Below are 26,141 nucleotides of genomic sequence, written 5' to 3'. Positions count from 1 at the left end.
CGTGTTCTGGTCATGCTGTGTTCCGACCGTGCTCTGTGCTGTACGCGCTACGTCCTGACGGCAGGCATCCGGGCGAACAGCGTCAGGGCACGGGCCGCCGAAGTGCCCGGTCCGGAGGGGCCGTTCAGCCGCCACGGAGCGGCATGTCCGGCCCGTAGATCCTCCTCGCGATAGCGCCTGCAGCCGCGGTGCCAGGTCAGGATCCCGGACATCCAGTTCTCCAGCTCGTGGACATAGCCGTCCAGGATCCCCCGGGTCTCGTCGTCCAGGCCGAGGTCGTCGTAGAGCTGCGGCAGCTCATGCGTGGCGACGTGCTGGAACTGCCGCATCCGCGAGTTCATCAGATCGCCGACGATCGACACTCCCGTCGGGTAGTCGACGCCGAAGAAGTTCTGCACGACCAGGACCGCGTTGTGCACCTCGCCCTCGTACTCGATCTCTTTCTGGTAGGAGAAGAGATCGTTGAGGAGCGTGGCCTGGTCCATGGCGGCGTTCTCCAGAGAGCGGACGGGACCGCTGAGATAGATCTCCTCGGGCACCCGTTCGCCGTGCCGGATCCGGCACAGCCTCGTCGTCATCTCGGCGCCGAAGGTGTGACGTCGCATCTCGATGTAGTCCACCGGATCCGGGATGCGGTGCTGTGCCTGATTGGCCAGCTCCCACAGCCAGGATGCCGTCATGATCTCCACGGACTCGCGGAAGGTGCGGCGGTCCTTCGCGGACATCGGGCCCGCCGTGCGCTGCCACAGATCGTCCAGACCGCGTTCCATCGCGCTGGAGGGGTCCGGTGCCGGAGAGCCGTCCACCGGCATGAACAACGAGAGCCGCTCGTTGGTGGCCCGCGCCCCGGCCAGATCGCGGGAGCGTCCGTACGCCGCGGGGAAGAGATCGTCCCCGTACGTGCCCCAGGTCAGCCAGGCCGACGACAGATCGAGCTCTTCGGGCGTCGCTTCCGGGTGGAGCCCCGCCGCGCAGAGCGGGAAGTCGAAGCCCGCCACCTTCCGCTCGTCCCAGACATGCGATCCGGGCAGCCCCGGCTGAGCTTCCAGCATGCCCATCCGGCGGGCCCACTCGACCGTCCGGACCCGCGAGCCCTCCAGATGAGGACTGAGCGTCGTCTTGAACGGCATAAGGAATTCCGGCAGTTGGGACGGACCCACCCGCTGGTGCGGCAGATGGGTGAGGCTGCGCCACCTGGCGGCCTCCGCGCGCGGAGTGAGCCGGATGGAAGCCGCGGCCATCCCGGAGGCGCCCCCCGGGAGCTGTGGGCCGGTGGGTGCGTCCTCGTTCATATAGCGGCTGGAGCGCATGTGCCACTCATGGCCGCCGGACTGCCAGTCCTGCAGACCCTTCACATAGGCCAGCACAGCGGCGGTCCCCGCCGGATCGAGGCCCATCTCGGCGCAGAGCGGCCCCAGTTCGGTGAAGAATGTGTTCTCGAACTGCTGCAGCCGTGAGGTCAGCAGATCATTGACCGCCTCGGCCGCCTCCTGGGTCGTACAGCCCAGAAAGGTCTCCAGTACCAGTACGCCATTGCTGTTCTCGCCCTCGGCCTCGACCTCGCGCTGGTACGAGAAGAGGTCGTTGCGCAGATGCACACCGTCCGAGAAGGCGTCCCGCAGGACCCGCAGCGGCCGGGAGTCCGCGACGGACTTCGGGACCTCGGCCCGCGCCACGTACTCCACAAGACATGCCGACCAGGGAGCGCCACCCACCTTGCGGCGCATCTCGATGTACTCGACGGGGTTGGCGATGCGCCCCTCGTTGATGTTGGACAGTTCCCAGAGGGACTCGTTCAGCAGATTCTCGGTGGCCTCGGCGAACCGGACCCGCCAGCCGTCGGACATGCCGGGCACGGTCCGCGCCCACAGATCGGCGAGACCCGCCTCGACCGGGTTGGTGGGCTCGGGCGTATCCGCCGAAAGATCCATCGGCATGAAGGCCGGCAGCCGGTCCAGATATGCCTTCCCACCGTCGCGGTCCTGGCTGCGCTTGAAGATCTCCAGGAAGTGGTCGTCGAAGAAGAAGACCCACACATACCAGTCGGTCACCAGGGAGAGCGCGTCGGCGTCGCAGTCGGGATGGGTGTACGAGCACAGCAGGGCGTAGTCGTGCGCGTCGAGGTCGCTCTCCTCCCAGATGCCGGAACCCTCCAGCATCTTCATCCGATGCGCCCACTCCTTGGTGTGCCGTCGTGCCGCCTCGAGATGCGGATTGAGCCGCGCCGGATACGGAACGTAGAAGTCCGGCAGTACGAAGGGCTGTGCCATGTGCGCCAGGGCCTTTCGGTGAGCATCCGCGCGCGAGAGCGCGGACCGGAGGTGGACGGCCCAGCCCTACCCGTCGCCCGTACGGCCCACGCTCCACGGCGATTAGTCACACAAGCCCGCAAAAGAGAGGACGGTGCGCCACCGGACCCCACGAACGGTGGCGCACCGCGGCTACTTCAGTACGCGCACGTCGGACGCCTTCACAAAGGCGACCCGGTGCCCGAACTGGATCTCGTAGTACGCCTCCGTGCCGCGCACCACCCGGTGTCCGGCGGTGTCGAACGTCGTCGCGTACAGGTACTCGCCCAAAGTCCGGTCACCGACCACGTACCGCTGGCCGGCGAGAAGCTTGTACGGCAGCGGGGAGATCGGCTGCACCGGCACATCGGTGGGGTACGCCGCCGGCTCCGGATAGGCCCGCCCGTACACCGGAATCTCCGCCACGCCCTCCTTCGGCGTGAGCACCCAGCCCCGGGCGCCGACCGCCGTCGGCTGCTTGCGCGGGTTGTGGAACCAGGCCTGCTGGCCCAGGTACCAGATCGCCGTCCAGTCGCCCTGGCGCCCGGCGACCGCGTACTGCTGGCCGGTCGAGGCACGGGCGCCGGTGTCATTGACGTCGATCGTGGAGTCCTGTCCGCCCGGACGCAGACCGATGTCCTTGACGAGCGGGGCGTCCTCGGCGGGCGCAATGTGCAGCCGGACCGCGCCCGACCCGTGCGGCACACACGCCTGTCCGGCAGTCGCGCAGCCCGTGTACACCGGCTGGTTGCCCAGGTAGTCGGGGCGGATGGTCACCACACCACTCGCCGGTCCGGCGGTCCGCCTGAGGGGGTTGCCGAGCAGCTGGAAGTAGTGGGACCAGTCCCAGTACGGGCCCGGGTCGGTGTGCATCCCACGGATGGTCGCGGCGGTCGTGCCCGGCACATTGTCGTGACCGAGGATGTGCTGGCGGTCCAGCGGGATGTCGTACCGCTTCGACAGATACCTCACCAGCCGGGCGGACGAGCGGTACATCGCCTCCGTGTACCAGGCGTCCGGCGAAACCAGGAAGCCCTCGTGCTCCAGACCCACCGACTTGGCGTTCACGTACCAGTTGCCGGCGTGCCAGGCCACGTCCTTGAGCGGCACGTGCTGCGCGACGTGCCCGTCCGAGGAGCGCAGGGTGTACTGCCAGGAGACATACGTCGGGTCCTGCACCAGCTTCAGAGTGGTGTCCCAGGAGCCCTCGGTGTCATGGATGACGATGTACTTCACCGACTGGGACGCGGGCCGGTCCGCCAGATCGTGGTTGCCGTAGTCGCCGTCGCCGAACTCCTCGTACGGCGCGGGGATCCACTCGCAGGCCACCGTCCGAGGGCACTCGGTCTTCTTCGCGTCAGCTGTGCGCAGCCCGAGCCGTGCCGCCTGCGCAGGGTCGGGGGCCGCGGCCGGGTCGGCCGCGAGCGCGACCCGCTGCCCACTGTCGGTGACGCGCGTCTGGCCCGTGTGGATCACGTCGAAGACATCGTTGGCGTACGTCGTGGCGGTCGCAGTGTCGTCCGCGCCGGAGAACCGCGCCACCGCGCCGAACCAGTCGGCAGGGTTCTCGCTCAACGGCAGGCCCAGCTTCTTCTGTGCGTCGGCGAGCAGAGCCGCACCGCCGCGCACATTGGCGGCCGGACTGTCGCGCAGCTGCTCGGCGGAGATCCCGGAGAGCTCGACCGCACGGTCCAAGGTCCTCAGCCGGGCCGGGAGTTCGGACGCCCTGGGCGGAGCGGCCTCGGTGACCGTCCGGGCCGTACGCGCCTCGTCGCCGCGCGCGTCCTCGGTGCCGTGCGAATGGTGCGGCGCCTCGGCGAGCGCCGTCCTGGCGTCGGTCAGATGCATCGGCCCGTAACCACCGGTGACGCTCGCCGCACCGTCGTGCGTATCCCAGCGGGACTGCAGATAGGAAACGCCGAGCAGCACGCTCTGCGGCACACCGTACTGGGCGGCCGCCGCGGCGAAGTCGTGCTGCAGAGCGCCGGACGAGGGCCGCTCCGCCGTGGCGGACGGGCCGGCCGAGACCAGTGGCAGCAGCAGGGCCGCGGAGGCCACCGCGCCCCCTGCCCTCAGCATGCGGCGACGGGCGCCACTCAGTCGTGCGGGGGCGGATCCTTGCAAGGCAGCCTCCAGGGACGAATGGTGCGCGACGGGCCTGCGGGGTCGGACCCGACTACAGGGGTATCGGCTCTCGGACGATCCGTCAATCATGCTCAGCCGCAAGGATTTCGCACGTCAGCGCGGGTGCCGCGAAGTTTCGCGGTGAGGGGCCGCGGGCCTGCGGGGCGTCAGTGGCCTGGACCAATATCCGTATACGGAAGGAGAGTTCGACCATCCCGGCGTGGGAGTCACGAGGTCGGGCAGACACCTGACGATTGCCACACCCTCTGGCCATGTTCCACAACCACCCGAGCACCACAGTGCGCTACGCGCCCAGTGTGTCGGCACTGGGCGCGTAGCGCACTTCCCCCTTGTGGTGGCCGGTCAGCGGGTGCCGACCGCAGCGCGCACAGCCCGCCGTGCCAGCGCGCAGTCATCGTGCAGCCGCCGCAGCAGCAGCCGCTGTTCCTCACCGGCCGACAGTCCACCGGGCGGCACATGACCGGCACCCGCAGGTGCCGCCTCGCGCATCGTCCGCTGCACAGCCGTCTCGTAGGTACGGATCTCCCGTGTCAGCACCAGCATCAGATTCACCAGGAACGCGTCCCGCGCAGCCGTTCCCGCCTGCTGCGCCAGCTGGCTGATCTGCCGACGCGCTACCGGTGCATCACCCAGCACCGACCACAGCGTCGCCAGGTCGTAGCCGGGCAGATACCAGCCGGCGTGCTCCCAGTCGACCAGCACGGGACCCGCAGGCGACAGCAGGATGTTGGAGAGCAGCGCATCACCGTGACAGAACTGCCCCATCCCCTGCCGTCCGCCCGCGTGCGCGAGACCGTGCAGGAGCTTCTGCAGATCGCCGAGGTCACGGTCGGTGAACAGGCCCAGCTCGTGATAGCGCGAGATCCGGGGCGCGTAGTCGAGCGGGGCGTCGAACATCCCGGCCGGCGGCCGCCAGGCGTTGAGGCGGGCGATCGCGCCGAGGGCGGCCCGTACATCGGCACGGGGCGGAGCCTCGGCCGGGTGCCGTGCAAGGGCCGCCGCCCGGCCCGGCATCCGCTCGATCACCAGTGTGCAGTTGTCGGGATCCGCGGCGATCAGCCGCGGGGCCCGCACCGGTGGGCGGTGCCGGACGAAGGCGCGATAGGCAGCTATTTCGTAACGGAACCGCTCGGCCCAGACGGGCGAGTGGTCCAGTAAGCATTTGGCAACGGCCGTGGTGCGTCCTGTGGTTCCGACGAGCAGTACGGAACGTCCGCTCCGGCGCAGCACCTGAACCGGATTGAACTCCGGGCAGATCCGGTGCACCGCCGCGATCGCCATCCGCAGCTGCGCGCCCTGAGGGCCGGACAAGTCGATTCTCCCGCTGAGGGGTTGGCTGACCATCCCCGCCGGCCGTTGAACCCGGCCGGCGTGAGTGGGGTCGAGATACGGTCCGGTGCCGGCCGGGACAGCGGAGGAGCGCTGCGGCCGGGGCGGAGCGGACACGGAGGACGATGCTGTGTACATGCGGGTTACAGATCCCTTCGCGTGCCGACAAGTTGCGTACGCGGCCCCGCCCCGGCAACCGATCGGCACCCTGGGGAATGCGTCCGGCTGCCGGGCCGAGGTGGCGCGTTCCTACGTGACACCCGGTCGCGGGTGGCACACCATCTGGCGCACCCTGGCGAACCCTGGCGAATAGTCGCCAGGCATCTGACAGGGGGTTACTGTCAACTCAGCCGAGAACCTGGGGGCTTGACGTGACCGGAGAACCCAACACCCGCCTCTACGACTTGTTCGGCCTGGCCGGCTGGTCGAAGGGGGAGCTCGCGAGACTCGTGAACCGGCAGGCGGCGGCCATGGGCCACCCTCAGCTGGCGACCGACACCTCGCGGGTGCGGCGTTGGATCGACATGGGGGAGTCCCCGCGCGATCCCGTGCCGCGAGTGCTGGCAGCTCTGTTCACCGAGCGACTCGGTCGTGTCGTGACCATCGAGGACCTCGGGTTCGTACGGATCGGGCGAGCGGGTAGACGGCGGGACGTCCAGGGAGCTGACAACCCTGACGGCCTTCCGTGGGCGCCGGAACGGACGGCGGCGGTCCTCACCGAATTCACGGGAATGGACCTCATGCTCAACCGACGCGGCCTGGTGGGCGCGGGCGCCGCGCTCGCCGCAGGCTCCGCACTCAGCAGCGCCATGCACGACTGGCTGCACACCGACCCCGCACTCGCTCAGGACGCACCCCGTATCGACAGTCCCCTGCACGCCGACCCCGCTGGGTTCGACCGCTATGAGGCCGCCCCCATCGGGTCGCAGGAGATCGAGGCACTGGAGCGTTCCGTCGAAGTGTTCCGCGCCTGGGATGCCGCCCGTGGCGGCGGGCTCCAGCGCAAGGCCGTTGTGGGGCAGCTCAACGAAGTGGGCGGCATGCTCGCCTACCGACACCCCGACCATCTCCAGCGGCGCCTGTGGGGCGTTGCCGCCAACCTTGCCGTACTCGCCGGCTGGATGTCCCACGACGTCGGCCTCGAACCCACCGCCCAGAAGTACTTCGTCATCGCCGCCCACGCGGCGCGCGAGGGCGGCGACCGCCCGCGCGCCGGCGAAGCGCTCTCCAGGGCCGCCCGCCAGATGGTCCACCTGGGCCGTCCTGACGACGCCCTGGACCTGATGAAGCTCGCCAAGTCCGGCTCCGGGGAACAGACCCTGCCGCGCACCCGGGCGATGCTGCACACCATCGAAGCCTGGGCACAGGCCTCCATGGGCCGCGGTCAAGCCATGCGCCGCACCCTCGGCGAGGCCGAGGACCTGTTCGTATCCGACAAGGGCGATGTACCGCCCCCCAGTTGGATGCAGATGTTCGACGAGGCGGATCTGCACGGCATGGAGGCACTGGCGTACCGCACCCTCGCCGAGCACGATCCGACTGCGGCGAACACCGCGCAGAACCACGCCAAACAGGCGCTGGAGCTGCGCGAGGGCGGCCGCCAGCGCTCAAAGATCTTCGACTACATCTCGTTGGCGTCGGCGTGCTTCATCGCCGACGACCCCGAACAGGCCGACCGCTACGCCAGGTTGGCGCTCGTCTCGATGGGGGAGACCTCCTCGCACCGGACATGGGACAGGCTGCGGGAGATGTATCGGCTGACCGGGCACTACGCGGGCTACCCGAGGATCCAGGACCTGCGCGAGGAAATCCAGCTGGCCCTGCCCAACAGCCCCTCGAAGAGGTCGAGGAGCGTCGAGATCTAGAGAACCACTTCCAGCGAACAACCATAGATCCAGCAGCCTGGGTCGGCTCAAACGATCCAAGCGATCCGGGCGCGCCCAACCACCAGGAAGCAGTTCTGCCGAGCGCCGGTAGGCGCGTTCTACGCGCCGATCCTCGCGACCATCACACAGGCGTCGTGCTCGCGGTCGTTCTCACCGAACTCCTCGACGACCGTCCGTACGCACTCCTGTGCGTCACGGGCCCCGCTGAACCGCGGTGCCAGCGCGAGCAGCCGGTCCGTGTCGCCCTCCTCGGCAGCGCTCGTGCGCGTCAGCCCGTCGGTGTGCAGGATCAGCAGATCGCCGGGGAGCAGCTGCACCTCGGCCTGCTCGTACGTGGCGGCGGACGTCGCTCCGAGCAGCACCCCGTCGGGCGGCGTCAGCGCACGCCCCGTCCCGTTGCGGAACAGCAGCGGGGCGGGGTGTCCTGCCTGCGCCCAGGTGAGGGTCCGTCCGGCCGGGTTGTAGCGGCAGCACACCGCACTGCCCAGGGCGGGCTGGACCGAGGTCTCCAGCAGGTGATTGAGATGCGCCATCAGCGGCCCGGGCCGGATCCCGGCCACGGCCATTCCGCGCAGGGCGCCGAGCAGCATCGCCGTCGTCGAGGTCGCGGTCACACCGTGCCCGGTGAGGTCGCCGACGCTCAACAGCGAATCGCCGCCAGGTAGTTGGATCGCGTCGTACCAGTCGCCGCCGATCAGCGCGCTGTTCGTGGACGGCAGATAGTGCGCGGAGACGTCCAGCGCGGTGGGTCCGTCGAGCGGGAACTGCAGGGAACCGCGCCAGGGCGGAAGTACAGCTTCCTGCAGTTCGACCGCGAGCCGGCGCTCGGTCTGTACGAAGTGCTGCCGGCGCTGCAGCGAGTCACGGGTCTCACTCACCGCGCGCTGGCTGCGGCGCAGCTCGCTCACGTCCCGGAGCACGGCCCACATGGAGGCGGTGGAGCCGTCGGCGTCCAGTACGGGCTCGCCCATCATGTGCACCGTACGGACCCGCCCGTCGGCCCGGACCATGCGGAATTCGCCGTCGATGGGCCGGCCGTCGACGAGGCAGTCCGTCACCAGCGCGGTCAGCAGCGCCTGGTCCTCCGCGAACACGATGGCCGGCAGTTCGTCCAGGGACATGGGTCCGCTCTCCGGGGCGCGGCCGAGGATCTGGTACAGCTCATCGGACCAGTTGACCTCGTCGGTCAGGAGATTCCACTCGGCGCTGCCGACGCGGCTGAGCAGCGAACCGGTGCGCTGGGCGTGGTCCGCCTCGTATGCGGCGAGCTCGTCCTCGAAGGCATCGACGGCTTCCTCCGGCAGCCCTTCCTTGAGCTGTCCCAGGTGAGTGCCGAGATCGTCGAGATGGTGCACCGCCAGGTCGCACAGGGCCCGCTGCCACCGCCCCTGCGGGTCGCCATCGTCCACCACGGCGTCCCGTCGCACGGCGTCCACGTCGCCACGCAGCCGGCGCGTCTGAGAGATCAGCGCGTCGACGGTGCCGCGCTCGGGCGGCTGCGGGGCGGGACGGTCCGCGAACACATGGGACGGCATGTCGTACTCCGATACAGGCGCGGCCACTGCCAGGTCCGAATTAGTGGACCTGTTACGACTGTTGCACAGGGAGCGAGGGCCCGTAAGGGATTTGGCAACACTCGATACGGTGGTGCCTCTGTCATATGTCACGGGCCGTCCGTTTGCCCCGAGCCGCCGCGCACACCGTTGTATCACCGTTGTATCCCGGCCCGAGCAAGGCTGGAGCCTGGTGTGCAACGCTGCGGCCTGAGAGGGTGAGTGCGATGGCCAAGGCTCCGCAGATCCGAATCCGCAAACCGGTGCGGAGCAAGCCTGCCCGCGATCTCGACCTGCGGACCCCCTCGGGGAGAGTGCTTCCGTTCTGAGAGGCGCCTGTACGGAGCAAAATCAGGTACGGGCGAGCGCGGCCGCGCCGAAGGAGACGTCGAACCGGTCGCACCAGATGCTGACGCTGGTGTACTGCTTCAGATCCAGATCGGCGGGCAGGGCGTAGTTCTGGTCCCCCTTGAGCTTGCCCAGGCTGACGTACTTCCCGTCGTCGAAGACGCGCCAGCCGGCGGTGCCGTCCTTCACCGCCGCATCGGTGATCAACACCCGCAGATCGGGGCCGTTGCTCGTATCGAGGTTCTCCAGCCTGAGCGTGCGCGTGCCATCGGCCAGCTGCAGTACTTTCACCGAGCCACGCGTACGGTGCTCATGGCTGATCAGGTCGCCGGAGGCCAGTGTCTGCGGCGTCGCAGGGGTCGTGGTCGCTCCGGCCGCGGGCTCGGCCGGGTCCGCCGGGCCCGGGGTGCCGGACGCCGTGGGGATCGCGTCCTTCACGGTCTCGTCCACCCACAGTTTCCACGGCTGGAACCAGTACAGCCCCACAGCGGCCACTGCCAGACCGACGACCAGCGTTGCCACACCCCACGGTCTGCCGAGCCACTTCCGTATGCGCCCCACTGTCGTCTCCTGTCATCGCTGGTCCCGACCGGGCCTGCCCCGGCCCCCGCCTCAATTCAACATCAGGACGAGTGGGCCCGAAGGGCCGAGCATGATGACGAATGTCTTACGTCGTCCGGACCGGGTTTGATGCGGCATCACCCCGCGTGACCAGGACCGCTGAGGGATGATCAGGCGCAGACCGTAATAGAGGGGGAGACTTCGATGACTGTTGCCCTGCGCGTGCCCGCCACGTCGTCCGCACCCGCCATGCTCATGCGCCCATGGCACGAAGAGGACTTGGCGGCACTGCTCGAGGCGTACCGCGATCCCGCCCTGCGGAGGTTCAACAGGGTGCCGGTGGAGAGCCACGATGACGCCTTGCGGTGGCTGGACGTCCGACAGCGGGGCTGGGACACGGGGGACTTTCTCGGCTTCGCCGTGCTCGAGGAACGGGACGACGGCGACAGCGGCGAAGGCAGGCTCGTGGCCAATGTGGCGGTCAAACGAACCGATCGCGCCGAGTCGTCCGGCGAAGTCGGCTACTGGACCGTGGCCGAAGCCCGGGGCCGCGGTGTTGCCCCGCGCGCCCTCGAGGCGGTCACGGTCTGGGCCTTCGACACCTTCGCCGACGACGGGCTCCAGCACCTGGAACTGCTCCACCAGGTGGACAACGCCGCCTCCTGCCGCGTCGCCGAGAAATGTGGATACGTCTATGAGTCGACGCTGCCGCCACACCCCCCGTTCCCCCTCGACGGGCATCTGCACATCCGGAAGGCGCGGTAATCCGCTTCAACGGGCGCGAAAGCAGAGGGCAGCTCAGCACGTTCAAGGGATCAATCGGAGTATTTCGGAGCATTCGACCCTAGGGTGGGCGGTTGTGAACGGCCACCAGCGAGTGCGGGACAACGAGGGGAGCGCGGCCCGACTCCTCGCGCTGTCGGACGGCGTGTTCGCCATCGCGATGACGCTGCTGGCGCTGGACATCACGCTGCCCGCCGGGCTGGACCCCGCTGGTTTCGCGCATGCGCTGGGGGATGCGATGCCCAACGTGTGGGCGTACGCCCTCAGCTTTCTGGTCATCTCGGCGTTCTGGCGGGGCCACCACCAGATCTTCCGGTACACGCGGGAAGTGGATGGGACGGTCATCAGGCTCGGGCTGCTGAGCCTGGGGCTGGTCGCTCTGATGCCCTTCCCCACCACCCTGCTGGCCGAGTACGGGGACCTGTCGCAGTCGGTGGCCGTCTACTCCGGAGCTGTCGCGGCCATGGGGGCCACACAGCTCGCGCTTGCCGTCGCAGTGTGGAAGCGCCCGTGGCTGGGCAGCGCGGCGCTGCCCGATCCCGTCGCGCGCAACGATGTGGCCGATCTGGCGTCGACGGTGCTGGTCTTCGCCGTCGCCGTGCCGCTCGCCTTCGTCTCGCCGGCGGGTGCGAAGCTGTGGTGGCTGGTGCTGATCCCGGTCAAGTCGGTGACGGGCAGGCGGGGCAAACGCCTGCGCGCGGCCGCCCAGCAGTTCGGCGCCCGGTAGGACTCCGTCAGGTCGGCGTGAGGCCGGGGCGCCTGCCTCCGCGCCGTTGAGGCACCCAGGGACTGTGTGAAGCGCCGTTCGGGGGAACGGCGGGTGTCGCGGAGAGTGGCCGGGAGGCGCGGGTCGTACGTTCGGCTGGCATGACGAACGTATCGAGTGATCGCGCATCCGGCCCCACCCGCCGCACCGCTCTTGCAGGGCTCGCCGGTGGGGCCGGGACCGTGCTTGCCGCTGGGTGCACCCCGTCGGGCGCGTCGCCCGCGAATGCGCGCACTCCAAGTCGCGCGGCTTCGGCCTCCGCCCCGGCGGGCGGTCCCACGCCCGGGGTGATGACGCTCTTCAAGGACCCGGCCCTCAACTTCAACGGGCTCCTCGCGCTCGGCGCGTCCGGTTACGGCGCCGGTGAGGTGGGCGAGGTGCTCACGGCCGTGAACGCGATCAACAAGGCCGGCCTCTCCGCACAGACGTACACCGAGACCTTCAAGAAACTCGGCGATCAGCTGATGGAGGCGCCCCAGGGCAGCAAGCCCGGGACGGAGACCACACGCTTCCGCGCGCTGCGGGCCGCGCAGTACTACGGCCAGGCACTGTTCTTCGTCCTCGGCTCCGACGACCCCGGCAGCGAGGAGCAGCTGTACAAAGCCGGACGCGGCGCCTGGGACAAGTTCTGCGAGCTGTGCGACCCGGCACCGGTGACGGCGAGCATCCCGTACGGGAAGACCCCGCTGCCTGTGTGGCTCTTCCGGCCGGACGACTCCGGCGGGCGGCGCCCCACCGTGATCCTCACGAACGGCAGCGACGGACCGAACGTCGACATGTGGACCTACGGCGTCGCGGCCGCTGTGGAGCGCGGCTGGAACGCACTCGTGTACGACGGTCCCGGCCAGGGGCAGTTGCTCTTCGTGGACCAGGTGGTCTTCACGCCGCGCTGGGAGACCGTGGTCACGCCGCTCGTCGACTGGCTGGCGGCCCGCTCGGACGTGGACACGGGCAGGATCGCCCTGACCGGGCTGAGCATGGCCGGGGATCTGGCCCCCCGGGCCGCGGCCTTCGAGAACAGGATCGCCGCTCTGGTGGCGATGCCCGGCGTGCTGGCGCCCTGGCTGGGCTTTCCTCCGGAGCTCCGCAAGATCCTCACCCCGGACAAGGAGGAGACCAACAACATCTGGAACAAGGAGGTCGTCCCCGAGCTGCCTCCGTCCGCGGCCGCGACGATGAAGAAGCGCATCGAGCCCTTCTCCGTGCCGGCGATGCTCGACGCCCGCAAGGGCAAGATGTTCACCGACTTCTACACCCCCGCCAAACTCATCGAGTCGCTGGACATCACGAACGTCGTGGCCCGCATCAAGATGCCCACGCTTGTCCTCGACTACGACTACGAGCAGTTCTATCCCGGCCAGCCGCGCCAGATGTTCGACAAGCTGACGGCTCCCAAGGACTACGTGAAGCTCACCACGGCCACCGGCGCGCAGCTGCACTGCTCCCCGATGGCCCCGCAGCAGCACTGCGAGGTCGTCTTCGACTGGCTGCAGGAGAAGCTGTCGGGCAGCTGACTTCTGCGGCATGACATCCATCGCCTCACACGGTGATGACGACCTTCGCGCGTGCGTGCTCCACTTCGAGGTACCGGATGGCTTCGGGTACCTGGCTCAACGGGTATGTCCGGTCGATGACCGGGGTGACCTTTCCCGATTCGGCGAGCTCCCTCAGCGCCGCCAGGTTCTCCTTGCCCGGCGACTCCGTGAGTGCGAGCAGCCGATGGCGGACGAAGGGCGACAGCGCCTGCCCCCTGATGAGGAGACCCATCGGCCCGACAGGACTGCCGCCGCCGGACACGCCTCCGCCGGACATGACGAGCGTCCCCGCGGGTGTCAGCGCGCGTCGGTATTCGGCCAGTGAACGGTTCCCCACCAGGTCGAACACGACGTCGTACCGCCGTCCGTTCCGGGCGAAGTCCTCCTGTGTGTAGTCGATGACGTGGTCCGCGCCGAGCGACCGGACCAGGTCCGCGTTTCTGGTGCTGCACACGCCGGTAACTTGCGTGCCGAACGACTTGGCGATCTGTACGGCGAACGTTCCCACGCCTCCTGACGCGCCGTTGACCAGGACGTGCTGTCCCGGTTGTACCCGCCCGACGTCGCGCAGGCCCATGAGGGCGGTGTTGCCCGCCAGCGGCACCGCAGCCGCCTGCTCGAAGGTCAGGTTGGCCGGTTTCGGCTCCACCATCTCGTCCGGGGCGCACACGTACTCGGCAAAGGCTCCGTCGGCGTTGCCGAGGTCGCCGTACACCTCATCACCAGGACGGAACCGTGTCACGTCTGCGCCGACCGCTTCCACCCGGCCCGCGAAGTCCCTGCCTCGTATCCGTCTCTTGGGTCCGCCGAACCCGAACACGGAGGGGAGCATCAGGCGCGCGATGTACGGGTCGCCGCGCATGACGTGCCAGTCGCGTGCGTTGACCGCCGCCGCGTGGACGCGTACGAGAACCTCTGTGGCGGCGGGCACCGGCTTGTCGAGCTCCCTGAGTTCCAAGACGTCAGGTGAGCCGTACCGGTCCTGGACGATTGCCTTCATCGGGTTCTCCGTAACGAACGAGTTCGGTGCGGAAGGGCCGGCCGGCCGGAAAGCTCCGCACTCTCGCGACCGTAGACGAACGCCCTCGGCGCGGGCATCAGGGACCATCCCTAGGTGACGCAGCGATCTCTCGAGGCGGCCGACAGCCGCGGAACCGCCTGAGGGCAATCGAGGCGAAGTCGCCCGGGCGCCGCCGCACGCGCGGGCCGGGGCCATTGTCAGTGGTGGGCGGCACTATGAGAGCCATGACGACTTCACCTGCCGTTCAGGCCGCTGCCGCCACTCTCGCCGACGCCGCCGCGTACACAGAGGCGGTCGGGACCGCCACCGCGGCCGCTGCCGCCTACTACGCGACAGGCGAGAGCACCCTGGACGACGACGCGTACGACCGTCTGGTGCGCGGGATCGCGGCCTACGAAGAGACTCATCCCGACGAGATGTCGGCGGCCTCGCCGACCGGGAAGGTCGCCGGCGGAGCGGTGGTCGGGGATGTGCCGCACACGGTGCCGATGCTGTCGCTGGACAACGTCTTCTCCGCCGAACAGCTGCTGTCCTGGACCGCCTCGGTGGAGCGCCGGATCGGCCGGCCGGTCGAGCAGTGGAGTGTCGAGGCCAAGCTGGACGGCCTCGCGATAGCCGCCCGCTATGAGAACGGCCGACTCGCCCGGCTGATCACCCGCGGCGACGGGAGCGCGGGAGAGGACGTCTCGCACGCGGTCGGCACCATCATCGGCCTGCCCGACCGGCTCGCCGAGCCGGTCACGCTCGAGGTGCGCGGCGAAGTCCTCATGACCACCGAGCAGTTCGAGCACGCCAATACCGTACGCACGGAGCACGGCGGAGCCCCGTTCGCCAATCCGCGCAACGGCGCGGCCGGCACACTGCGCGCCAAGGACCGCCAATACACAGTGGAGATGACCTTCTTCGGCTACGGCGTGCTGCCCCTGCCGACCTCTGACGCGGACCTCGCCGAGCGGATGGGGGAGTGGCCGCACAGCGAGCTCATGACCTACGTCGCGGGCCTCGGCGTGCACACCGCCGAGACCACCGCCGTAGCGCCCCGCACACTGAAGACGGTCGACGAGGTCCAGGCGCGCATCGACGAGATCGCCGCACTCCGCCCGGAGCTGCCGTTCGGTATCGATGGCATCGTCATCAAGGCGGACCGCGCCGCCGACCAGGCCGCGGCAGGCTCCGGCTCCCGGGCGCCGCGGTGGGCCATCGCGTACAAGCTGCCGGCGGTGGAGAAGGTCACCACCCTGCTCGGCGTTGAGTGGAATGTGGGGCGCACCGGGGTCATCGCGCCACGCGCCGTACTGCGGCCGGTGGAGATCGACGGATCGACCGTCAGCTACGCCACCCTTCACAACCCCGCCGACATCACCCGCCGCGGCCTGCGCATCGGCGACCAGGTGATGGTCTACAAGGCGGGCGACATCATCCCCCGCATCGAGGCGCCCGTCGCCCATCTGCGCACGGGTGACGAGCAGCCGATCGTCTTCCCCGAGGCGTGCCCGCAGTGCGGCTCCGACATTGACACCTCCGAGCAGCGCTGGCGGTGTGTGCGGGGCCGCAACTGCCGCCTGGTGGCCTCCGTCTCGTACGCCGCAGGACGCGACCAGCTCGATATCGAGGGCCTCGGCGCCACCCGCGTCGTCCAGCTCGTCGAGGCGGGTCTCGTCGCCGACTTCGCCGATCTGTTCACGCTGACCCGCGGTCAGCTGCTGGACCTGGACCGGATGGGGGAGACCAGCACCGACAATCTCCTGGCGGCCATCGACGGAGCGAGGACGCGACCGCTGTCGCGGGTGTTCTGCGCGCTCGGCGTACGCGGCACGGGCCGCTCCATGTCCCGCCGTATCTCCCGCCACTTCGCGACCATGGAACACATACGGGCCGCCGACGCGGAGGCCCTGCAGCAGGTCGAGGGCATCGGCGTGGAGAAGGCCAAGGTGGTCGTCGCCGAGCTCGCCGAACTGGCTCCGCTCATCGACCGCCTCACTGCCGCGGGCGTCAATATGACCGAACCCGGCGCGACTCCGCCTGCCGATGCCGATGCCGATGCCGATGCCGCCGATGCCGCTGACGCCGAAGGCGGGGAAGCCGGCGGTCAGGCCGCGCCCGCCGCGGACGCGGGCCCGCTGGACGGTATGACCGTCGTGGTCACCGGCGCCATGACCGGAGCCCTGGAGAAGCTCTCCCGCAACCAGATGAACGAACTCATCGAGCGAGCCGGCGGCAAGTCCTCCTCCAGCGTCTCCAAGCGCACCTCACTCCTCGTGGCCGGTGAGAACGCCGGATCCAAGCGGGAGAAGGCCGTGCAGCTGGGCACGAGGATCGTCGCTCCGGACGAGTTCGCCGACCTGGTGGCCGACTTCCTCGACGAGACCGGCTGACCGGCGGGCGGTGTGGAGGACTCAGCCGCGGCGCCCGACCGCGTCGCGGCTGAGAAAGGCCGGCTGCGCCCGCTTCTCCGGCTTGTTGATCTCGGGCCCGAGCACAAGACCTGCCCGGACCATCCGCTCGATGGCCTTCTCGTTGCGGGCGTCCGGCTCGACGACAGTCCGCCGGTGCTCGGGGTCGGCCAGCGCGAAGGCGAGTTCGGCCGCGTCCTCCGCCCGCAGACGCGGGATCCCCAGGGGGCCAGGTAGATCTTTGCGCTCACTCCGCCCCTCGACCCCATTAGGTTAGGCTGCCCTAATTTGATGGGGCGGATGTTCGGGAGGCAATCCCGGGCCTGTGGGGAGGAGTACGTGGTGGGTCATGGCTGGGAGGGCGTCGTCCTCAGGTTGATGCGCGGCAAGGACTTCGAGTTCACCGTGACCGGGGCAGTGGAGATCACTGAGCATTTCCGACGGGTGCACTTCAGCGACGGCGGAATGCTCGCGCTGACCGGCGTGCACCCCACCATGTGGGTCCGCGTCTGGTTCGACAACGGCGGCAAGCCGCATCAGCGCGCGTACACCCTGGTGGATCCCGACCCCGCCGCCGGGACCTTCAGCCTGGAGTTCGCCCTGCACGACGGTTGCGCGAGCGACTGGGCGCGCAAGGCCCAGCCGGGCAACACGATCGCAGCGACACTCCAGGGCACAGGCTTCGCCATGCCCGACCCGCAGCCGGCGCGTCTCCTCGTCGTTGGCGACCCGGCGTCGCTCCCCGCGATCAACTCCCTGCTCGACGCGCTTCCGCAGGTGCTCGCGACCATCTGGTTCGAGACGACGCACGAATCGGACCGCAACCTGCCGCTACGGCTGGACCCCGCCCACCACGAACTGCTCAGGATCCCCCGCCGCGACGCCGGCGCCCACCTGGTCGAAGAGGTGAAGACCGCTCTGCCGGGCCTGCTCCATGACACGGCCGGCGCTTACGTCTGGATCGCCTGCGACACCAGGACAACCCGGGCCCTCACCACGTATGTACGCAAGGACCTGGGCCTGCCGAAGGACCGTGTCAATGCCCTCGGATACTGGCGCACCGCCTGAGTGCCGGCTCAGCAGCGACTGCTGGGAGTCGTCAACTCCCCCCGGTGCCGGAGTACTTCGTCGGCCGACGCGCGCCGGCGGACATCCACACCCAGGAGGCCGCCGCCGCCGGTGAGACCGCGGTGCGGCTGAACCTGGTGGTGGCGTGGCGGGAGGCCACGGTCTTCACCGAGGCCGAGCGCGCCGCGCTGGAGCTGGCGGAGCAGGGGACCCGGATCGCGGATGCGGCCGGCGGGGTCACTGACGAGGTGTGGGCGTATGCCGCCAAGCACTACGACGAGGAGCAGCTCACCGCCCTGGTGGTCCTGGTCTCGTTCATGAACACGGTGAACCGGCTGAACGTCATCACCCAGCAGCCGGCCGGCAACTACGCACCCGGGCAGTTCCACTGAACGCCACGAGCACGAGCACGAGCACGAGCACGGGCACGAGCACGAGCACGAGCACGGGTACGAGCAGGGGGCAACTGGCCCGGTGGCCTGCGGCCCGTGCGTGATCCGGCTGCGGTCGATGAGGAGTAAGGCTCAGCCCAGGACCAGGCCGGCATCGGCGGACGGGTCAGCCGAGACGGAACCGCTGGTGACCCTGGTTCTCTTCGGCCGGCGGCCGAAGCCTCAACCGCGCTCGCGGAGGTACGCCTCCAGCTCGGCGGCCCCGGTCAGCATCGCGCGCCCGCGGGCGGACAGCCGGCCGCGCCAGTCGTACAGTGCGGCCTCCAGCGGCTCCAGCCCGCCGGCCGCCCGCACCTGGGCGATCAGCGGGGCGATCTGCTCCAGCAAGTAGCCGCCCCGCCTGAGCTGGTGGGCCAGCCGGGCGTCCCGTACATCGGCCTCGTCGTAGACGCGGTACCCGGTCAGCGGGTCGCGGCGCGGGCGCACCAGCCCGGCGCGCTCCCATTTGCGCAGCGTCGCGGGACGGATTCCGAGCCTCCCTGCCAGCGGCCCGATGAACGTGCCACCGGGCCCGGACACGTCGGGTTCGGACGCCGTGGTGGGCGCCAGGTCGCGGAGGGCGTTCTCCACGGCCTGGAGTGTCCGCCGGTCGTCGAGTAGCTGGACGTGGCTCTCGTCGATGAGGCGGAACGCCTCATCGACCGCGCCCTGGTTCACGGCCCGCATGATCGACGTCGCCGTCCGGTGGCTGTGGCCGGGCACCAGGGCGAGAAACGCGCCCAGTGCCCTCGCGTGCAGCGGGGTATAGGTGCGGTAACCGTGGGGTGTGCGACCGGCGGCCGGAAGGATACCGGCCTCCTCGTAGTTCCTGATGGCCTGCGTGGACAGACCGTGCCCGCGCGCCAGGTCGATCGGCCTGAGCTGCCCGCCGTCTTGAAGGTTTCGTCCCACGGTACTGAGGATATCGCGGGAAAGTTTCAACCGAAGGTTCAACGATACCGTTGAAGGCATGGCTACTGACATCAAGGACACCGCCCATACCGTCGAGGCCGCCGCCGTCATGAACCTTCTTCCGGCCCGGCCGCGGCTGCTCGCCCTGGGCGAGCCCACCCACGGCGAGGACGCTCTGCTCGACCTGCGCAACGAGCTCTTCCGGCAGCTTGTCGAGCAGGAGGGCTACCGGACGATCGCGATCGAGAGCGACTGCATGATGGGCCTGGTCGTCGACGACTACGTCACCTCGGGCACGGGCACCCTCGACGAAGTCATGGAGCAGGGAATCAGCCACGGCTGGGGCACCTTCGCGGCCAACCGCGAGCTCGTGCGCTGGATGCGCGCCTACAACGTCCGTGCCGACAACGTCCGTGCCGACAACGACGGCCGGCCCGCGTCCGAGCGGCTCCGCTTCGCCGGTTTCGACGGCCCGCTGGAGATCACCCACGCCGCGAGCCCCCGGCAGGCCCTCACCGCACTACACGGCTACCTCGCGGCCCGGGTGGACGCGGACCTGCTCCCCTGCACCGCGGACACACTGGACCGCCTGCTCGGCACCGACGACCGGTGGACCAATCCCGCCGCGATGATGGACCCGTCCCAGTCCACGGGGCAGTCGGCCGAGGTCGGCCAACTGCGGCTGCTCGCCGACGATCTGGTGGCCCTGCTCGACCAGCAGACGCCGCACCTGCTCGTGACGACCTTGCGGGACGACTGGGACCGGGCGCGCCTGTACGGGCGCACCGCGACCGGCCTGCTGCGCTACCACCACTGGATGGCCGACACCTCACCGGCCCGCATGACCCGGCTGGTGTGCGTCCGGGACCAGATGATGGCCCACAACCTTCTCGCCGTCGCCGAACGGGGCCCGGCACTGGTCCACGCCCAGAACGCCCATCTCCAACGGGCCAAGAGCTCGATGCGGATGGGCGGGATGCCGCTGGAGTGGTGGAGCGCCGGTGCGCTGGTGAGCGCCCAGCTCGGCGAGGAGTACGCCTTCGTGGCCACGGCCCTCGGCACGATCCGGCACCAGGGAGTGGACACGCCGCCGCCGGACACCGTCGAAGGACTCCTGTACGCGCTTCCGGAGGACCGCTGCGTCGTCGACGCCCCGCGGCTGGCCACCGCCCTCGGCGACACGCGGCCCGCGCCCCGCGTATCCCCCTGGTTCGGCTACGCCCCGCTTGACCCGGCCCACCTGGCGGACAGCGACGGCATCGTGTTCGTCAAGGACGTCCCGCAGAGCTAGGGCCACCATCAGCGGTCCGGCATGTCGGGGCGCCTCGGAGGCGCGGGCGGCGTCCCGGCCGTCAACGGCGAAAACGACCGCTCAGCGCCGGGCGCCCCGGGTGCCGGCAGGGTGGTGACCTCCGCGATGGCCTCCGGTGACGGCTTGAAGTACCGCTTCACGTTTCCGGCTTGCGTGCCTCGACTTGGCCATGAGCATCAGCAGGCTCGCTCCGGCCTCCCCGGGGTGGGTCAGGCCGGAGCGCCTCCACCCGTGCGGGTCCCAGCCGGTGCCGTGCCCGGCGGACGCGGTGCGCTGGTCCAGCAGCGCGCGGGCCTGCCCGTACGACACCCGGGCCGGCCCGGTGTCCGCGCACACATCGCGCGGCGGGACGACCTTGCCGCGGCCAGGGCGGCGGTGGGTGACGAACACCGGGGGCCGCGGCGGCGAGCCGGGCACTCTCCGCCGGCCCGCCGCCGCGAGGCAGGCCCCAGCGGCTGCTACCGCGCGACCGGCAAGGTCACGCTGCTGACCCCGGTCCGTACCGTCATCCGGGTCCCGGCCGGGTAGCGGAGCGTGTAGTCGTAGTCCGTCGAGATCAGCACCAAGCCCAGCCGGTGCCCCTTCTTGAAGACGTAGTCCTGCGGCTGCATTCCCCACTCCAGCCGGTACTCGCGTCCCTCCACCACCTTGTCCTGGCGTGCGATGGAGTCGCGGTTGCGGGCGTCCAGCCAGCCGCGCGACACGATCTTGAAATCGGCGGTCTCGGTACGGTGCTTCGTCCGGTACGCGCAGCCCGTGTCGCCTGGGATCCCCTCGCCGTAACAGACCTCCTGCGACGTGTCCGTGAGCGTCCCGGCCGTAGCGCGGGTGTCGGTGCCGTAGTCGACGAGCAGCGCCGTCACATAGGGCGATGTGCCGTCCAGCGAGGCGCGCACCGACACCTCGGGCACCCCGTTGACCCGCACATCCCTCGCCAGTGGGCCGGTGGCGTACGCGAGACGGTTCGCGTTCTTCCCGTCCGGATCGGTGACGAGTTGCTCCGCCGCGACCGTACGGCCCGCGTCCGACAACGACTGCTTCACCGGCCAACTCGGCAGCGGCGACAGGCCGTCCGCATTCAGCCGCAGGGGCACATCACGCGTGCCGCGCGCCGGCCAGTCGGACTGTTGGCGCCAGCTGAAGTCCGCCTGCTCGACGTCGACCGGCGGTGCGTCCAGCGCACCGTTGTCCAGGCCGTAGAGCCAGTAGTCGAACCACTGGTGCACCTGGCTCAGCCACTCCTCGATCCGCAGCGGCATCGGGTTGATGTGACCTCCTTGGTGCAGCCACAACTTGCGTGGCACATGGTTCTTCTTCAGCGCCTCCCACAGCTGCCCGGCGTTCTTGGTTTTCACATTCCAGTCGTTGAGGCCGTGCACGACGAAGACCCCGGCTTGGATTCTCCCGATGTCCTTGAGGTAGTCACGCTCTTGCCAGTACGGGCTCCAGTCACCGGTCACCCGGTCCTGTTCCGCCGTCAGCCGGTCCAGGACCGGCTTGCAGATTTCGCGGTCGGCGCGGCTGTACACGTACTTGGCGAGTACATCGGTGTCCTCTCCCTGGTAGCCGCCCGGCGCCACGACGCCGCCGTTGGCCCGGTAGTAGTCGTACCAGGAGGAGATCCCGGAGATCGGCACGATCGCCTTCAAACCTTCAACACCGGTGGTCGCCACGGCCGTTGGCAGAGTGCCGTTGTACGAGATGCCCATCATCGCCGCGTTGCCCGTCGACCAGGCCGCGCCGACCGGCTGTCCATTCAGGTCCCAGCCCTTCGCGCGGCCGTTCAGCCAGTCGACGGCAGATTTCGCGCCGAGCGTCTCGTTGCGTCCGCCGGAGGTCGGGCAGCCGGTCGAGCCGCCGGTGCCGACGCTGTCGAGCTGCGCGACCGCGTAGCCGCGCGGCAGGAAGTAGTTGTCGTAGTACCCGGCCCAGGGCACCGAGGGTCCGGTCAGCGCCGGCCGGTTCCGGTGCGGCCGCAGTGCTGCGGCGACCGGCAGCCCGTCCTCGTCGAGATCGACACCGTGATTGGGTACGTCGTTGCCGCCCGCCCAGTACGGGCTCGCCTCGATGATCGTGGCGACCTTGAGCCCCGCATCGGTCTCCTTGGGCCGCAGGATCCGCATCCGGACGGTGTCGCGCCTGCCGTCGCCGTCGCTGTCCGCCGCCGTCTCGATGTCCACCTGCTGTAACACCGCGTCGGCGCGGGAGAAGACGGGCTGCGTCCGGTTGTCGACGATCCTCAGCGCCGGATCGTCCGCCTGCGCGACGGGGGCGGGCAGTGCCGCCAGCAACGAGGCGGCGATGGCCGTGACGCCCAGCCTCCGTACCGTACGGACAACAACAGTGGGTCTCGCCATCGTGCCTCCAGGGCCCGGGAAGTGACGATCACGCGGGAAGCGCGCGCACATTCCACCGCGTGCGCGCGCTCGGCGCCAGACCCCCTCCCGTCACGCGCGGCCCGCGTGTCTCGCGGCACGCGAGGTCCTGGGTTCCAGGTCGCAGGCGATGCTGCGCAGTGTCCGTCCACCGGGGCAGCTGACACCGACGGCCGCGTGGGTCATCCCGGAGACTTCTCCCCCTGGGGGCCGTGCGCGTGGTGCGAGGCGGAGCCGTCGGTGAGGGTGGTGCTGACGTTGCCCTCCTCGCCCGGCTCGACGACCAGGAACTGGCCCATCATGCCCTGGTCTTCATGCCGCGGGACATGGCAGTGGTACATGTACGGCGTCTTGTCGTCGGTGAGGGTGTCGAACCGGACCGCGAGCTTGATCGTGCCCGTGACCGGCAGGAAGGCGGTGTCCTTGGGGCCCCGCATATGGGCGGGCGGTTCTCCGCCGTTCACCTCGAGTACGTTGAACGTGGCGCCGTGCAGGTGGAAGGCGTGCAACCAGCCGTCGCCGCGCTCGATCTCCCAGATCTCGGTGGCTCCGGCCGCCACCACTTCGTCGACCCGGTTCATGTCCATGGTCTTGCCGTTGATCTGGATACCGACGAACGTGAACTTCCTCTTCTTGGCGGAGCCGGTGACCTCGATCGCCGCCGGGGCACCGGCGATCCGCGTGGGCAGCGCGGGGGAGTCCTTCAGGGTGGCGGCGGCGCGCAACGCGATGATGTCGAAGGTGTCGTCCCCGCCCACGAAGCGCCTGTCGGGGAAGCCGATGCCCAGATCCGGCTTGAAGCTGTGCAGCACGGCCTCCTCACCGGGCTTGAACTCGACAACGATCTCGGCCCGTTCGCCGGGGGCGAGCCGCAGCCGGGTGAGCGCCTGCGGGCGTTTGAGTACGCCGTTGTCGGTGGCGACGAGATGGAAGCTCCGGTCGTCGGGGAAACCGAGCTGGTAGATCCGCGCATTGGAGCCGTTGAGCAGCCGGAGGCGTACGCGGCGTGTGGTGACCTCGAAGTACGGATCGTAGGTGCCGTTGACCAGGATGGTGTCCCCGAGCACGCCCATGTTGTCGACGGCGGCGATGTCGTCGCTGAGGCTGGTCTCGCTGAAGTCGAGTGATCCGTCGTCGTGGAAGTTCTTGTCCTGGATCACCAGAGGTATGTCGTCGACTCCGTACGCGGACGGCAGGCCGTTACGGTCCGACTCCTCGTCGTCGAGGATGATCAACCCGGCGACGCCGCGGTACACGTGCGAGCCGGTGGAGCCGTGCGGGTGCGGGTGGTACCAGAGGGTGCAGGCGGGCTGCCGCACGGTCCACTGAGGCCGCCAGGTCGCGCCGGCGTTGATCGTCTGGTGCGGGCCGCCGTCCGTCGAGGCGGGCAGATGCATGCCGTGCCAATGCAGGGTGGTGGGCTCGGGCAGGTTGTTGCGTACGTTCATGGTCACCTTGTCGCCGCGGCGAGCGCGCAAGGTGGGGGCGAGGTAACTGCCGTTCGCTCCCCAGGTGTCGGTCTTCTTCCCGGGGAGGAGTTCGGTGCGGCCCGGGGCGAGTGTGAGGTCGTACCGCTTGCTCCCGTCGCCGGACGGGGACGGGTCGAGGAGCGGGGGGATTTTCAGCCGGCGTGTGAAGTCGAGTGTGCCGGCATTGCTGAGTTCGTGTCTGTTGTACGCCACAAGCCAGTTGGTGGCCCAGCCCGCGCCGGCCAGCAGTGCCGCACCGCCCACGCTCAGCACCAGGCGACGACGACCGAAGCGTGCAGTGGACATGGTGAGCATTCCCCCGTATGGACAGCGTGGTGTGCAGGTCGGTGGAGCTCATGGGCATGCCGGTGGAGCCGGGGCGGCTTACTTGTCGCCCGCCATGGCGCTCAGGAGTCTGCAACAGGCCGGTCGGGGCGTCCTCGTGCGCCGCCTGCTGCTCGGCGCTCACTGCTGGGCAGCGGGCACGAGCCCGGGGGCGACCTTGAAGGAGATGTTCTCCATGAGCGGTTTGGACTTGGTGTTGTGGAAGGCGGCGATACGCCACTGGCCGTCTGCCTCACGGACCATGGTGTACGTCTGGACCTTGCTGAGCTTCTTCGGCTGCCTGCCCCTGTAGGTGTCGCCGCGGCCGGTGACCACGGCGGTGTCGGGCCCGAAGAAGCGGATGTCCAGGATCTCGTCGGCGAGCCGGGTGCCCTTGACGAAGCCGGAGAACAGGGTGCGGTGGCTTTCGGTGATGTCGCTGCGGCCCCGGTAGTGGGTGCCGAGGAAGGTGGTGTAGGTCGCGTCGGCGGTGAACAGCTCGCCGTAGGCGTCGGCGTCGTGCAGGCGCCAGGCCTCGACGAGGGCGGCGATGACGGTGGAGATCGCGTGCCGGCCGGTGGTGGTGTCCATCAGATACTCCAGGTGGTTGCGCTCCGCCGATGATTGCATGACTGCAATATATGCGTCCATGCATGTGTACGCAACGGGGTTGCGTGGACATGAGTGAATCTGCAGGTGGGCGGGGTGATCAGGGCCCCGCGAACCCTGGCAGTGGCAGGGTGAGGTTCACGCACGGCGGCCGATTACCGTGGTGGCATGACCACGAACAGCCGACCGGGCGACTGTCTGAGGGCCCGGCGCGACCTCGTGCGGCCCCAGGACATCCATGCGGCCGCCGCAGGCGCGAGCCCGGCCGAAGAGCAGCCGCAGGACGACGCGTGTGTTCTCCTGGACCCGGCCGGCCACCCCTTCCGCCTGTTCATCCAGGGGTGACCGGAATGGGCAGCCGGGCAGTCGGAGAGGTCGTACTGATCAGGCGGGCAACCGCCCGGGACGCGAAGCGGCTTACGCGGCTGGTGCGTAACTCCCGTGCGTACGAGGGCCCGTACGCGCCGATGATTGCCGGATACCGGGTGGGACCCGACTACATCGAGACCCACCGGGTATTCCTCGCCGTCGGCAATGACGAGAGAGTGCTCGGCTTCTACGCCCTCGTACTGTCCCCGCCGGAACTCGACCTGATGTTCGTCGCCGATGCCGCACAGGGACTGGGAATCGGCAGGCAGCTGATCGAGCACATGGTCGGCGAAGCGCGCAGCGCCGGGCTCTCCAGTGTCCGTATCGTCTCGCATCCGCCGGCGGAGGGCTTCTATCGCAGTGTGGGAGCGAACCGGATCGGCACGGTGAGCGCGAATCCACCCGCGGTGATGTGGGACCGGCCTGAAATGGTCCTGCCGATCTCCTGACCGGCGCCTGCGGGAACTGCCGTCCGTGGCACGCCCGGTGGGGTCACGCGCACGGCTGCCCGTACACGGCCATTGCCTCCTTCGGCTGCGAGCCGGGTGGGTGGAAGGCGACGTGAAGCCGCCAAGGACTTCCGACGCATGAACTGCCGGTTCTCCGGGCGCGGTACGTACCGGCCGGCCCCAGTCGTGCCTGAGCGGCTATCAGCTCTCGGTCG

The 26,141-nt window shown here is 69.4% G+C and carries 21 protein-coding genes and 1 pseudogene; 10 read left to right on the top strand and 12 right to left on the bottom strand.

The window, feature by feature from the left end; all coding sequences use genetic code 11:
• Positions 1 to 47: 47 nt before the first annotated feature.
• The 3 genes from OG735_RS03070 to OG735_RS03060 form a co-directional block, all read right to left on the bottom strand.
• Complete coding sequence (locus OG735_RS03070) at positions 48 to 2,270, bottom strand: terpene synthase family protein (protein ID WP_327321565.1); 2,223 nt, start codon at positions 2,268 to 2,270, stop codon at positions 48 to 50.
• A gap of 171 nt (positions 2,271 to 2,441) precedes the next feature.
• Positions 2,442 to 4,367, bottom strand: a complete 1,926-nt coding sequence (locus OG735_RS03065) for an N-acetylmuramoyl-L-alanine amidase (protein WP_327321564.1) — start codon at positions 4,365 to 4,367, stop codon at positions 2,442 to 2,444.
• A 408-nt stretch (positions 4,368 to 4,775) separates the two neighbouring features.
• Positions 4,776 to 5,900, bottom strand: coding sequence for an aminoglycoside phosphotransferase family protein (locus OG735_RS03060; RefSeq protein ID WP_327321563.1), 1,125 nt, complete (start codon positions 5,898 to 5,900; stop codon positions 4,776 to 4,778).
• Between the two features lie 233 nt (positions 5,901 to 6,133).
• Here OG735_RS03060 and OG735_RS03055 point away from each other — a divergent pair, with 233 nt between their 5' ends.
• Complete coding sequence (locus OG735_RS03055) at positions 6,134 to 7,627, top strand: DNA-binding protein NsdB (protein ID WP_327321562.1); 1,494 nt, start codon at positions 6,134 to 6,136, stop codon at positions 7,625 to 7,627.
• Positions 7,628 to 7,746: 119 nt separating this feature from the next.
• On the opposite strand, the gene OG735_RS03050 is transcribed toward OG735_RS03055, so the two are convergent.
• Together OG735_RS03050 and OG735_RS03045 are read right to left on the bottom strand one after the other, a co-directional pair.
• Positions 7,747 to 9,183, bottom strand: coding sequence for a PP2C family protein-serine/threonine phosphatase (locus tag OG735_RS03050; RefSeq protein ID WP_327321561.1), 1,437 nt, complete (start codon positions 9,181 to 9,183; stop codon positions 7,747 to 7,749).
• 369 nt (positions 9,184 to 9,552) lie between these two features.
• Entirely contained in the window at positions 9,553 to 10,110 is a 558-nt protein-coding gene (locus OG735_RS03045; RefSeq protein ID WP_327321560.1) for a DM13 domain-containing protein, read from the bottom strand.
• A 204-nt stretch (positions 10,111 to 10,314) separates the two neighbouring features.
• Between OG735_RS03045 and OG735_RS03040 the strand changes: the two genes are divergently transcribed.
• The 3 genes from OG735_RS03040 to OG735_RS03030 all read left to right on the top strand — a co-directional run bounded on the left by OG735_RS03040 (position 10,315) and on the right by OG735_RS03030 (position 13,173).
• Entirely contained in the window at positions 10,315 to 10,875 is a 561-nt protein-coding gene (locus OG735_RS03040) for a GNAT family N-acetyltransferase (RefSeq protein WP_327321559.1), read from the top strand.
• Between the two features lie 94 nt (positions 10,876 to 10,969).
• Positions 10,970 to 11,620, top strand: coding sequence for a TMEM175 family protein (locus OG735_RS03035; protein WP_327321558.1), 651 nt, complete (start codon positions 10,970 to 10,972; stop codon positions 11,618 to 11,620).
• Positions 11,621 to 11,949: 329 nt separating this feature from the next.
• Positions 11,950 to 13,173 carry an alpha/beta hydrolase family protein gene (locus OG735_RS03030; RefSeq protein WP_327321557.1) on the top strand — a complete coding sequence of 408 codons (1,224 nt, stop codon included), beginning with the start codon at positions 11,950 to 11,952 and terminating at the stop codon, positions 13,171 to 13,173.
• Positions 13,174 to 13,198: 25 nt separating this feature from the next.
• Here OG735_RS03030 and OG735_RS03025 read toward each other — a convergent pair whose 3' ends face one another.
• Positions 13,199 to 14,194: an NAD(P)-dependent alcohol dehydrogenase gene (locus tag OG735_RS03025; RefSeq protein ID WP_327321556.1), complete on the bottom strand. Its 996-nt coding sequence runs from the start codon at positions 14,192 to 14,194 to the stop codon at positions 13,199 to 13,201.
• A gap of 245 nt (positions 14,195 to 14,439) precedes the next feature.
• Between OG735_RS03025 and ligA the strand changes: the two genes are divergently transcribed.
• Positions 14,440 to 16,590, top strand: a complete 2,151-nt coding sequence (ligA, locus tag OG735_RS03020; protein WP_327321555.1) for an NAD-dependent DNA ligase LigA — start codon at positions 14,440 to 14,442, stop codon at positions 16,588 to 16,590.
• A 21-nt stretch (positions 16,591 to 16,611) separates the two neighbouring features.
• Here ligA and OG735_RS03015 read toward each other — a convergent pair whose 3' ends face one another.
• Positions 16,612 to 16,782, bottom strand: a complete 171-nt coding sequence (locus tag OG735_RS03015) for a GNAT family N-acetyltransferase (protein WP_327328189.1) — start codon at positions 16,780 to 16,782, stop codon at positions 16,612 to 16,614.
• Positions 16,783 to 16,950: 168 nt separating this feature from the next.
• On the opposite strand from OG735_RS03015, the gene OG735_RS03010 reads away from it, so the two are divergent.
• Positions 16,951 to 17,676: a siderophore-interacting protein gene (locus tag OG735_RS03010; protein ID WP_327321554.1), complete on the top strand. Its 726-nt coding sequence runs from the start codon at positions 16,951 to 16,953 to the stop codon at positions 17,674 to 17,676.
• Positions 17,658 to 18,068 (top strand): carboxymuconolactone decarboxylase family protein, encoded by a 411-nt coding sequence (locus OG735_RS03005; protein WP_327328188.1) that lies wholly within the window; start codon positions 17,658 to 17,660, stop codon positions 18,066 to 18,068. Before OG735_RS03010 ends, OG735_RS03005 begins: the two co-directional genes overlap by 19 nt.
• Positions 18,069 to 18,290: 222 nt before the next feature.
• Here OG735_RS03005 and OG735_RS03000 read toward each other — a convergent pair whose 3' ends face one another.
• The gene (locus OG735_RS03000) at positions 18,291 to 19,019 is read right to left on the bottom strand and encodes a TioE family transcriptional regulator (protein WP_327321553.1); all 729 of its coding nucleotides are present in this window, start codon (positions 19,017 to 19,019) and stop codon (positions 18,291 to 18,293) included.
• Positions 19,020 to 19,077: 58 nt separating this feature from the next.
• Here OG735_RS03000 and OG735_RS02995 point away from each other — a divergent pair, with 58 nt between their 5' ends.
• On the top strand, positions 19,078 to 20,310 hold the full coding sequence (locus OG735_RS02995) for an erythromycin esterase family protein (protein WP_327321552.1): 1,233 nt from the start codon (positions 19,078 to 19,080) through the stop codon (positions 20,308 to 20,310).
• A 95-nt stretch (positions 20,311 to 20,405) separates the two neighbouring features.
• Here OG735_RS02995 and OG735_RS02990 read toward each other — a convergent pair.
• The 4 genes and pseudogenes from OG735_RS02990 to OG735_RS02975 form a co-directional block, all read right to left on the bottom strand.
• Positions 20,406 to 20,730, bottom strand: a pseudogene (locus OG735_RS02990) (site-specific integrase); the annotation flags it as partial.
• 59 nt (positions 20,731 to 20,789) lie between these two features.
• Complete coding sequence (locus OG735_RS02985) at positions 20,790 to 22,688, bottom strand: Xaa-Pro dipeptidyl-peptidase (RefSeq protein WP_327321551.1); 1,899 nt, start codon at positions 22,686 to 22,688, stop codon at positions 20,790 to 20,792.
• Positions 22,689 to 22,888: 200 nt separating this feature from the next.
• Complete coding sequence (locus tag OG735_RS02980; RefSeq protein WP_327321550.1) at positions 22,889 to 24,481, bottom strand: multicopper oxidase family protein; 1,593 nt, start codon at positions 24,479 to 24,481, stop codon at positions 22,889 to 22,891.
• Positions 24,482 to 24,640: 159 nt separating this feature from the next.
• Positions 24,641 to 25,129: an SgcJ/EcaC family oxidoreductase gene (locus OG735_RS02975; protein WP_327321549.1), complete on the bottom strand. Its 489-nt coding sequence runs from the start codon at positions 25,127 to 25,129 to the stop codon at positions 24,641 to 24,643.
• 147 nt (positions 25,130 to 25,276) lie between these two features.
• On the opposite strand from OG735_RS02975, the gene OG735_RS02970 reads away from it, so the two are divergent.
• Entirely contained in the window at positions 25,277 to 25,453 is a 177-nt protein-coding gene (locus OG735_RS02970; protein WP_327321548.1) for a VOC family protein, read from the top strand.
• A 5-nt stretch (positions 25,454 to 25,458) separates the two neighbouring features.
• Positions 25,459 to 25,926: a GNAT family N-acetyltransferase gene (locus OG735_RS02965; protein ID WP_327321547.1), complete on the top strand. Its 468-nt coding sequence runs from the start codon at positions 25,459 to 25,461 to the stop codon at positions 25,924 to 25,926.
• The last annotated feature ends 215 nt before the right edge of the window (positions 25,927 to 26,141 follow it).

It is taken from the genome of Streptomyces sp. NBC_01210 (assembly GCF_036010325.1).
Taxonomy (GTDB): domain Bacteria; phylum Actinomycetota; class Actinomycetes; order Streptomycetales; family Streptomycetaceae; genus Streptomyces.
The sequence above is the reverse complement of the archived record's forward strand: the minus strand, read 5'-3'. Positions and strand labels throughout refer to the sequence as shown.

What these genes read in the sequence shown, in the direction of transcription:
- OG735_RS02995 (WP_327321552.1), top strand. Translation starts at nt 19,078, where the DNA reads ATGGCTACTGACATCAAGGACACCGCCCATACCGTCGAGGCCGCCGCC.
- OG735_RS02970 (WP_327321548.1), top strand. Translation starts at nt 25,277, where the DNA reads ATGACCACGAACAGCCGACCGGGCGACTGTCTGAGGGCCCGGCGCGAC.
- OG735_RS02980 (WP_327321550.1), bottom strand. Translation starts at nt 24,481, where the DNA reads ATGTCCACTGCACGCTTCGGTCGTCGTCGCCTGGTGCTGAGCGTGGGC.
- OG735_RS03060 (WP_327321563.1), bottom strand. Translation starts at nt 5,900, where the DNA reads ATGTACACAGCATCGTCCTCCGTGTCCGCTCCGCCCCGGCCGCAGCGC.
- ligA (WP_327321555.1), top strand. Translation starts at nt 14,440, where the DNA reads ATGACGACTTCACCTGCCGTTCAGGCCGCTGCCGCCACTCTCGCCGAC.
- OG735_RS02975 (WP_327321549.1), bottom strand. Translation starts at nt 25,129, where the DNA reads ATGCAATCATCGGCGGAGCGCAACCACCTGGAGTATCTGATGGACACC.
- OG735_RS03070 (WP_327321565.1), bottom strand. Translation starts at nt 2,270, where the DNA reads ATGGCACAGCCCTTCGTACTGCCGGACTTCTACGTTCCGTATCCGGCG.
- OG735_RS03065 (WP_327321564.1), bottom strand. Translation starts at nt 4,367, where the DNA reads ATGCTGAGGGCAGGGGGCGCGGTGGCCTCCGCGGCCCTGCTGCTGCCA.
- OG735_RS03030 (WP_327321557.1), top strand. Translation starts at nt 11,950, where the DNA reads ATGACGCTCTTCAAGGACCCGGCCCTCAACTTCAACGGGCTCCTCGCG.
- OG735_RS03050 (WP_327321561.1), bottom strand. Translation starts at nt 9,183, where the DNA reads ATGCCGTCCCATGTGTTCGCGGACCGTCCCGCCCCGCAGCCGCCCGAG.
- OG735_RS02965 (WP_327321547.1), top strand. Translation starts at nt 25,459, where the DNA reads ATGGGCAGCCGGGCAGTCGGAGAGGTCGTACTGATCAGGCGGGCAACC.
- OG735_RS03040 (WP_327321559.1), top strand. Translation starts at nt 10,315, where the DNA reads ATGACTGTTGCCCTGCGCGTGCCCGCCACGTCGTCCGCACCCGCCATG.
- OG735_RS03025 (WP_327321556.1), bottom strand. Translation starts at nt 14,194, where the DNA reads ATGAAGGCAATCGTCCAGGACCGGTACGGCTCACCTGACGTCTTGGAA.
- OG735_RS02985 (WP_327321551.1), bottom strand. Translation starts at nt 22,688, where the DNA reads ATGGCGAGACCCACTGTTGTTGTCCGTACGGTACGGAGGCTGGGCGTC.